The sequence below is a fragment of the Micromonospora sp. NPDC002411 genome (assembly GCF_053592955.1).
Genome location: NZ_JBSFBM010000303.1, coordinates 1 through 8,262 on the forward strand (window position 1 = coordinate 1; position 8,262 = coordinate 8,262).

Sequence of the window (8,262 nt, forward strand, 5' to 3'; positions counted from 1 at the left end):
GTTCAGCACCGGGGTGATGTCGTTGATCGAGTTCGTACCGGCCTCGGTGGTGCCCATCTCCTTGGCCATCGCGTCCACGTTGATGTCCTTACCCTGCACACTCAACGCGTTGCGGGTCGCGGCGGGGCCGCAGTAGTAGAAGTTCGGCTGCGCCTCGTAACGCACACCCAACTCCCGCTCACCGCTCTTACGGTCGGTCTGGGTTTGCGTGGCGGGCTTGGCATCGGACATCGCATACGCGGCGGTCACGGGGCCGGCGATGGCACCACCGGTGAACGCCAGACCAGCAGCGGTCAGAGCGGTCTTACGAATCAGATCGGTACGCATGATGGCGTGCTCCTCTGCTTCATCGGGGGATACCGCACGACTCACGGGGGACGGCCATGCGGGAACGTTCAGTGCCCGGCGGCCCTGCGGGGCCGGCGTCGGGACGAGGTGTAACCAGGTGGGGGTGGCGGATCATTCCGCCGGGCTCCCGGCCTGTTGTGCTCCGGGGATGTAACCGGGGCGGGCTGGCCGGTGTTCCCGGCGGCCGCCGCTCACCACGGCCCAGCGTCGCGGCCGTGCCAGGTATAACGACCCCGGGCCGGCCCGGATTCCGCCGCCCGGGTGACCCCAGCCACCCGGACAAACCTCGCATAGTGGGCGATCATCCCGGCCGGCGACGATACACCCGCCTTGATCTACTCCGGTTCGGCGAAGTCGCGGTATCCGAGTGCCGGGGATACCCCGACTTCGGCGAAGCCGAGTGGATCAAGCCGGTAGGGCGCGCGGTATCGCACGATCTGCGCCCACCATCACGCGGAATCACCGCCACCCGCGACGGGAGCCGGGCGCACGCGACCGCTTGCTCGACGATCTCGCACTATCCCCGAAACTGCTGCCTCGTGGCGCCGTGAGGCAGCACCTTCCCCGACGTTGCGCGAATCTTGGCCGGGCCCCGCCCGGGCGCGCCCGGGCCGGGACGCGGCGGGCCCCTGACGTGCTGGTGGGGCAGCCCGCGACATCTCGGACTGCCCCACCAGTGTGCGTAAGCGACGGGATCAGAAGCCGAGGACGCTCCGCCCGCCGACGACCGGTAGCCGCAGTTCGCTGTCGTTCGGCGCTACCCGCAGTTCGGTGCCGCCCAACGGCAGCAGCGTGTACTCCTGGTCGCTGGAGAAGACGACCACGCCGATCCGGTGCCCGGCCGGGAAGACGTAGTCCTTCGGCTCCATGGTCCACCGGTAGTCGTACATCTTGCCCTGCTTGACCGGCTCGGTGCGCGCGTCGCTCTTGCGGTTCTGCGGGTCCATCCAGCCCCGGGTCACCACTGTCGGCGCGGCGGTCGAGCCGGCCGGGCCGTAGTCGACCAGGTACGCGGTGAGGTTCGCGTCCGGCTTGTTGTCGATCGCCATCCGCAGTCGCATCTCCGGACGCCCGGAGATGCGTACGCTCTGCGTCAGCTCGGGGGAGCGGTACGCGAGCCGGTTCGCGCTCGCCGTGTCTGGGTTGGACACCAGGGTGTCCGGGTGGATGGTCCGGCCCTCGTCGACGAAGCTCTGCTCGATCTTGGCCTTCGGGGGCTTGCCGGTGGTGAGGGCGCCTGGGGCGGTGGCGTCCGTGGCGGCGAACCGCAGCCCCACCTCACGGGCGGCGGGGTCGGGCCAGTTGGCGTACGTGGTGTAGGCCCGGTCCTCGCGCTGGAGCACGGCGGTCGGCTCGTCCATGATGCCGTTGCGCACGTTCCACAGCCAGAAGTCGAACCAGCGGTTCTCGGTCTGCTTGTACGTCCAGGTCTGCCCGCTGGGCAGGGTCACCGAGGCGCTGCTGCCCGGGCCGCCGTGGCCGCCCTGGTGCAGCCAGATCTTGCGGGGTACGTCGCGCTTGGCGAGCTGGTCCCACCAGCCGGCGAAGTGCTCGGTCTTCACGTTCCAGTCGTTGAGGCCGTGCACGACGAAGACGCTGGCCTTGACGTTGCGGGCGTCGAGGTAGTCGCGGTCCTGCCAGAACGTCGAGTAGTCGCCGGTGATCCGGTCCTGCTCCTCGGTGATCTTCGCGAGTTCGTCGGCGCACTGCCCTTCGGCGCGTGCCTGCCCGGCGGTGTACTGGGCCAGGATGTCGAGGTCCTCGCCCTGGAACGTGCCGGGTGCGACCACCAGCCCGTTGGCCCGGTAGTAGTCGTACCAGCTGCTGATCGCGGAGACCGGCACGATGGTCTTGAGTCCCTTGACCCCGGTGGTGGCAACCTGGTTGGGCAGGGTGCCGTTGTAGGAGACGCCGGTCATGCCGACCGCGCCGGTGGTCCAGCCGGCGGTGACCGGGGCGCCGTTGGCGTCGTACCCCTTGGCCCGGCCGTTGAGCCAGTCGATGACCGCCTTGGTGCCCAGTGTCTCGGCCTGGTCGCCGCTGGTCGGGCAGCCGTCCGAGTCGCCGGTGCCGACGCTCTGACCGAGCACCACCGCGTACCCGCGTGGCACGTAGTAGTCGTCCAGCGAGCCGGGCAGGTTGGCCTTGGCCTGGGCTCGTTGCATGCCGGCGTCGAGCGCCCGGCGGCCGGAGCGGTCGGTCAGACCGTTCTGCGGCAGGTCGTCGACGAGCACGCTCGGGTACGGCACGTCGCCCCAGGTGCCCTTGCGGTACGGGCTGTGCTCGAAGATGACCGGCACCTTGAAGCCGGTGGTGGCGGTCTCGCGGGGTCGGGAGATGTCGATCGCGACCCGGTCGAGCCGGCCGTCGTGGTCGGTGTCCACCGGGGTCTGGACGAACACCCGCTCCTCGATCGCGTCGGCGAGCGAGAACACCGGTTGGGTCATGCCGTCGCTGACCACGATGCCGGTGGGCGTGGTGGCGGCGGGCGGTGCAGCCGTTGCGGTGGGGGCTGCGCTGAGCACCAGGGCGCCGGACACACCGACGCTCAGGAGCGCTAGATGACGGGGTCGACGCACGCGCGTCTCCCTTCGGTTGGGCTGGTTGCCGGGGTCGGCACTGACCAAGCTCGAAGATCCATTCGTCGACATGCTAGGTCGGCGGCGCCGTCGCGTCGATCCCGTGACATGTCCACGGTGGCCGGTCAGGGGGTCGGCGGCGTCACCGCGATGATCAGGTGGGCGGGCTCGTCGCTGGCGTTGCGGTAGAGATGTGCCAGGCGCGAGTCGAAGGTGACCGACTCGCCGGCGGTGAGGGTGTACGACTCACCGCCGATCTGCGCGACGACCTCGCCGGTGACGACGATCGCGCACTCGGTGGACGGGTGTGCCCAGGGTTCCGCCGAGCTGGCGTCGCCGGGTGCGAGGTGGGCCTGGAGGACCTCCAGGTCGCCCCGACCGGGGGTGAGTCGTTCGTAGGTGATCTGGCCGGGTGGCGCGGCCAGCCGGGTCCGGGCGCCGACGCGGCTGATGTGCACGGGTGGCGCCTCGGGCTCGGAGAACAGCTCCGCGATCGAGGTGTCGAAGACCTGGGCGAGTTTCCGCAGGGTGGACAGGCTGGGGTCGGTCGCGCCGTTCTCGATCTGGCTGAGCAGCGCGGGGGACACGTCGGCGGCTGTGGCGAGCTGGCGCAGCGTGAGGGAGTGCTGCTGACGCAGGTCGCGGAGTCGGTCACCGAGCATGTGTCCTCGTTCCAAAAACAGTGTGGCTGAATCTTGATTGACCCGACTATACGGCTCTGTTTAGTATCGCTGAACAACAGGCGGCGACGTTCGACACCACTAGACAAGGCCGCGTCAAGACGAACCGGACGGCGTCCCAGTCCGGCCTACATCCAACCCGAGACGGCGCTTCCCGAGAACCCCGCGACGATCTCCCGCCGCTTCCGCCGGTGGTTGGGTCGCCCGAGGCGTCGACGCCCCGCGGTTCCCGCACGGCGGGCCGCGCGATAGAAGGTAGGAACAGCATGTCGGTGTCCCCCCGCCGGCTCCTCGCCGGAGCGTCCGCTCTGGCGACGCTGGCCGTCCTGTCCGTCAGCGCCTGTAGCGCCGGCGGCAGCGGTGGAAACGCGAACGGTGCGGCCAAGACGCTCACCGTGAACACCTCGTTCGTGCTCAAGACCCTCGACCCTGGCCGGGTCTACGAGGCGACCGGCCTGACCGCCGTGCACGCCCTCTACGACACCCTGCTCACCTTCAAGGGCTCGGACGTGAGCAAGCCCGTCCCCGCGCTGGCCGAGTCGTACCAGGCGTCACCGGACGCGAAGACGTTCACCTTCAAGCTGCGGCAGGGTGTGACGTTCGCCGACGGCAGCCCGCTCACCGCCGACGACGTCGTCTTCTCGCTGAACCGCCTGAAGAACATCAAGGCCAGCCCGGCGGTCACCGTCAGCGGCCTGACCGTGACCAAGACCGATGACAGCACCGTCGTGGTCGCCTCGGCCACGCCCGACCCGAACATCCCGGTCGTGCTGTCGATGCCGTCGACAGCTGTGCTCAACTCCAAGGCCGCCAAGGAGCACGGTGCCCGCGACGGCGCCGACGCCGCGCAGGGCGACACCGCACAGCAGTACCTGGACACCAACTCCCTCGGCAGCGGCCCGTACGTGCTGAAGTCGTACGACCCGTCGGCGCAGGTGGTGCTGGAGGCCAACCCGAAGTACTGGGGCACCAAGCCGCAGTTCTCCCGGGTGGTGCTGCGCAACATGGACGTGCAGACCCAGAAGCTGACCATGCAGCGCGCCGAGGCCGCCGAGATCTCCCTGGACATCTCCGGCAAGCTCCTCGACGGCCTGCCGGGCAGCCTGCAGACCTCCGGCGTGCAGGACACGGTCTACTTCCTCTTCCTGAACGCCGACCCGGGCGTCTCGGCGGTCACCTCGAACCCGAAGTTCAACCAGGCCCTGCGTGCCGCCATCGACTACCAGGGCATCGCGGCCCTGTACGGCAAGGGCGCGGCGCCCGGTGCCGGGCTGGTCGCGCCGGCCTTCCCGGGCGCGCTGCCGGCCGGCGAGGAGTCCAAGCGGGACGTGGCGAAGGCCAAGGCGCTGCTGGCCGAGGGCGGCCTGACCAACCCCACAGTGAAGTTCACCTACCCGGCCATCACCTACAAGGGTGTAGACCTCGGCACGGTGGCCACCAAGGTGCAGGGCGACGCCGCTGAGGCGGGCATCAAGCTGGAGTTGAACCCGCAGCCGCTGACCACGTTCCTCGACGAGATGCGCGGCGGGAAGTCACCCCTTGGGTTCACCCCGCAGAGCCTGAACTACCCGGTTGCCGACTCGCTCATCAACAACATGGCACCGGGGCAGGCGACCGCGCTGCGCTCCGGCTGGACGGTCGAGCGGGCCGACCCGGCCGTGGTGGCCGCCGGCAAGAAGGTCACCGAGACCCTCGACCTGGCCGGCCGGGCCGCCGCCATGCAGGAGTGGCAGCGGCTGATGAACGCGTCCTCGCCGTACCTGGTGCTGGCCAGCAACTCCTCCATCGTCGTGGCGACCACGGACCTGACCGGCGCGGACTACACCGCCGCCGGTTGGCAGGTGGACGTCGCCGCGGTCGGCCGCAAGTAGTCCCGACGGCATGACGACAGTCCACGACGGTGAGCCGGGCGCGGTCGCCACGACCGCGTCCCGGCCCCGGGGTGCCCACCCGCTGCTGACGTTCCTGGCCAAGCGGGTGGCGATCACCGCCGGCCTGCTGCTGGGGGTCACGGTGGTGACGTTCGGGCTGGTCAACGTGGTCCCCGGTGACCCGGTGACCGCCAATCTCTCCGACCAGGCCCTCAACGACCCCGCCGCGGTGGCCGCCTTCCGGCAGAAGTGGGGCCTGGACCAGCCGCTCTGGGCCCAGTACGTGCACTACCTGGGCAACCTTCTGCATGGCGACCTGGGTCTCTCCCAGCAGACCGGGCGGGCCGTCCTGGACGACCTGCTGCACTACGTGCCGGCGACCCTGGAGCTGGCCATCCCGAGCATGGTGCTGGCGCTGCTCATCGGCACCGGGATCGGCATGCTCGCGGCGGTCCGCAACGGTCGGCTCACCGACCAGCTCGTCCGGATCGGCGCCCTGCTCGGGCTGTCCACCCCGCCGTTCTGGCTGTCCCTCGTCGTGCTCTACGTCTTCTTCTACCAGCTCGGCCTGGCGCCCAGCGGCGGACGACTCTCCACGGACTTCAGCCCACCGCCCACCGTCACCGGCATGTACACCGTCGACGCGGCACTCGCCGGGCAGTGGGACGTCGCGTGGGACGCCGCCCAGCACCTGTCCCTGCCGGTGCTCGTGCTGACCTCGCTGACCGTGGCGATGCTGGTCCGGTTCGTCCGCTCGGCGATGCTGGAGGTGCTCCAGCAGGACTACATCCGCGCCGCGTACGCCAAGGGTCTGCCGACCCGGGTGGTGCTGCGCCGGCACCTGCTGCGCGCCGGTCTCGTCCCGGTGGTCACCGTCTCCGGGCTGGCCTTCGCCTCGCTGCTGTCCGGGACGGTGCTGGTGGAGAGCATCTTCGGCTGGCCCGGCGTCGGCCAGTACGCGTACCGCAGCGCCACGGCACTGGACCTGCCCTCGATCCTCGGCGTCAGCCTGTTCGTGGCGCTCGTCTACACGGTGGTCAACCTGACCGTCGACCTGCTCTACGGTCTCATCGACCCGAGGATCCGGCTCTCATGACGACACTCGTTGACCCGAAGGCGGAGCGGGCCCTGGGCCGGCGTCGCTGGCTCGGCCGGCTGCGCGGCGGCGCGACCAACCGGCCGGTCTGGCGTCAGCCGATCACGATGGTGGCCCTGACCATCCTCGGTGGATGGTTGCTGGTGGCGCTGCTCGCTGACGTTCTCGCCCCGTACGGCCCACTGGCACAGAGCCCCGACGCGTACGCGCCGCCCTCCGGGGCGCACTGGTTCGGCACCGACTCGCTCGGCCGGGACATCCTCAGCCGGGTCATCCACGGCGCCCGCCTGTCCATCCCGCTGGCCCTGGCCATCGTCTCGTTGGCCCTGCTGGTCGGCGGGCTGCTCGGGTTGGTCGCCGGTTACGTCGGTCGGTTCGTCGACGAGGCGCTGATGCGCCTGACCGACCTGGTGTTCGCGTTCCCGCAGATCATCCTGGCCATGGCGGTGACCGCGGCGTTCGGCCCGAACACCCGTAACGCCGTGCTGGCGCTGGTCATCGTCTCCTGGCCGGTCTACGCCCGGGTCATCCGCAGCGCCGTGTTGGGCATGCGTGGCGACGACTACCTCAACGCCGCCCGGCTGCTCGGCGTCGGGCCGGTCCGCGCGCTGCGTCGCGACGTGCTGCCCAACAGCGTCGGCCCGGCGATCGTGCTGGCCACGCTCGAGCTGGGCAACGCGGTGCTGCTGCTCGCCGCGTTGTCGTTCCTCGGCCTGGGCCCCCGCCCGCCGGCGGCCGAGTGGGGCTCGATGGTGGCCCTCGGCGCGCAGGACCTGTCGATGTGGTGGGTCAGCGTGTTTCCCGGCCTCGCCATCCTGACCGTCGTGATGGCGTTCAACGTGCTCGGTGACGCGCTGCGGGACCGGCTCGACCCCCGCTACACGAAGGGACGCTGAGGTGGCACCGCTGCTCGACGTCGACTCCCTGGCCGTCACCCTGCCCTCGCCGCGCGGCCCGCTGCCGATCCTGCACGACGTGTCGTTGACAGTCGACGAGGGCGAGCTGGTCGGCATCGCGGGGGAGAGCGGCTGCGGCAAGAGCCTCACCGCGCAGACCCTGCTCGGGTTGCTGCCCCCGGGGGCGGCCGTCAGCGGCTCGGCCCGGTACGCCGGCACCGAACTGCTGGGCCTGGACAACAAGGGCTGGCAACGGGTGCGCGGGGCCGGTATCGCCATGGTGTTCCAGGACCCGAGCGCCGCCCTGCACCCGATGCTCACCGTCGGCCGGCAGCTCACCGAACACATGCGGGTGCACCTGCGGATGGACCGGCGGGCCGCCGCCCGCCGTGCGGTGGAGCTGCTCGACCAGGTCCGCATCCCGGACCCGGAACGGGCCCTGCGTGCCTACCCGCACCAGTTCTCCGGCGGGATGCGGCAACGGGTCGCCATCGCCATCGCCCTGGCCGCCCGCCCTCGACTGCTGATCGCCGACGAACCGACGACGGCCCTCGACGTCACAGTGCAGGCCGGCATCCTGGCCCTGCTGGACCGGCTTCGCGCCGAGACCGGGCTGGCCGTCGCGTTCATCACCCACGACCTCGGGGTGCTCAGCGCCCTCACCACCCGCGGCTACATCTTCTACGCCGGGCGGGTGGTCGAGACCGGCCCGACCGGCGCTCTGCTCACCGCGGCCAACGTGAACCCGGCCAGCACGCTGGAGGTGAGATAACCGACAGTGCCGGCGGTGAG

Annotated in this window: 7 protein-coding genes; 4 read left to right on the plus strand and 3 right to left on the minus strand. The window is 70.4% G+C overall.

Going from position 1 to position 8,262, the window contains the following annotated elements; all coding sequences use genetic code 11:
• The 3 genes from ACWCO3_RS27375 to ACWCO3_RS27385 form a co-directional block, all read right to left on the minus strand.
• A partial coding sequence (locus tag ACWCO3_RS27375) for a C39 family peptidase (RefSeq protein ID WP_450012768.1) occupies nucleotides 1-327 on the minus strand: 327 nt, incomplete at its 3' end.
• Between the two features lie 716 nt (nucleotides 328-1,043).
• The gene (locus ACWCO3_RS27380) at nucleotides 1,044-2,927 is read right to left on the minus strand and encodes a Xaa-Pro dipeptidyl-peptidase (RefSeq protein ID WP_145780542.1); all 1,884 of its coding nucleotides are present in this window, start codon (nucleotides 2,925-2,927) and stop codon (nucleotides 1,044-1,046) included.
• A 125-nt stretch (nucleotides 2,928-3,052) separates the two neighbouring features.
• On the minus strand, nucleotides 3,053-3,589 hold the full coding sequence (locus ACWCO3_RS27385) for a cupin domain-containing protein (protein WP_450012770.1): 537 nt from the start codon (nucleotides 3,587-3,589) through the stop codon (nucleotides 3,053-3,055).
• A 284-nt stretch (nucleotides 3,590-3,873) separates the two neighbouring features.
• On the opposite strand from ACWCO3_RS27385, the gene ACWCO3_RS27390 reads away from it, so the two are divergent.
• From ACWCO3_RS27390 to ACWCO3_RS27405, 4 genes are read left to right on the plus strand one after another with little or no spacing between them, the layout of a single operon-like run.
• On the plus strand, nucleotides 3,874-5,478 hold the full coding sequence (locus tag ACWCO3_RS27390) for an ABC transporter substrate-binding protein (RefSeq protein WP_145780545.1): 1,605 nt from the start codon (nucleotides 3,874-3,876) through the stop codon (nucleotides 5,476-5,478).
• A 10-nt stretch (nucleotides 5,479-5,488) separates the two neighbouring features.
• Nucleotides 5,489-6,574 carry an ABC transporter permease gene (locus tag ACWCO3_RS27395; RefSeq protein ID WP_358078169.1) on the plus strand — a complete coding sequence of 362 codons (1,086 nt, stop codon included), beginning with the start codon at nucleotides 5,489-5,491 and terminating at the stop codon, nucleotides 6,572-6,574.
• Nucleotides 6,571-7,470, plus strand: coding sequence for an ABC transporter permease (locus ACWCO3_RS27400; RefSeq protein WP_145780548.1), 900 nt, complete (start codon nucleotides 6,571-6,573; stop codon nucleotides 7,468-7,470). Before ACWCO3_RS27395 ends, ACWCO3_RS27400 begins: the two co-directional genes overlap by 4 nt.
• 1 nt (nucleotide 7,471) lies before the next feature.
• Entirely contained in the window at nucleotides 7,472-8,242 is a 771-nt protein-coding gene (locus tag ACWCO3_RS27405; RefSeq protein WP_450012773.1) for an ABC transporter ATP-binding protein, read from the plus strand.
• Nucleotides 8,243-8,262: the final 20 nt, after the last annotated feature.

Bases quoted from the DNA above. Each gene is read 5' to 3' on its own strand.
- ACWCO3_RS27385 (WP_450012770.1), bottom strand. From the start codon at position 3,589: ATGCTCGGTGACCGACTCCGCGACCTGCGTCAGCAGCACTCCCTCACG.
- ACWCO3_RS27390 (WP_145780545.1), top strand. From the start codon at position 3,874: ATGTCGGTGTCCCCCCGCCGGCTCCTCGCCGGAGCGTCCGCTCTGGCG.
- ACWCO3_RS27395 (WP_358078169.1), top strand. From the start codon at position 5,489: ATGACGACAGTCCACGACGGTGAGCCGGGCGCGGTCGCCACGACCGCG.
- ACWCO3_RS27400 (WP_145780548.1), top strand. From the start codon at position 6,571: ATGACGACACTCGTTGACCCGAAGGCGGAGCGGGCCCTGGGCCGGCGT.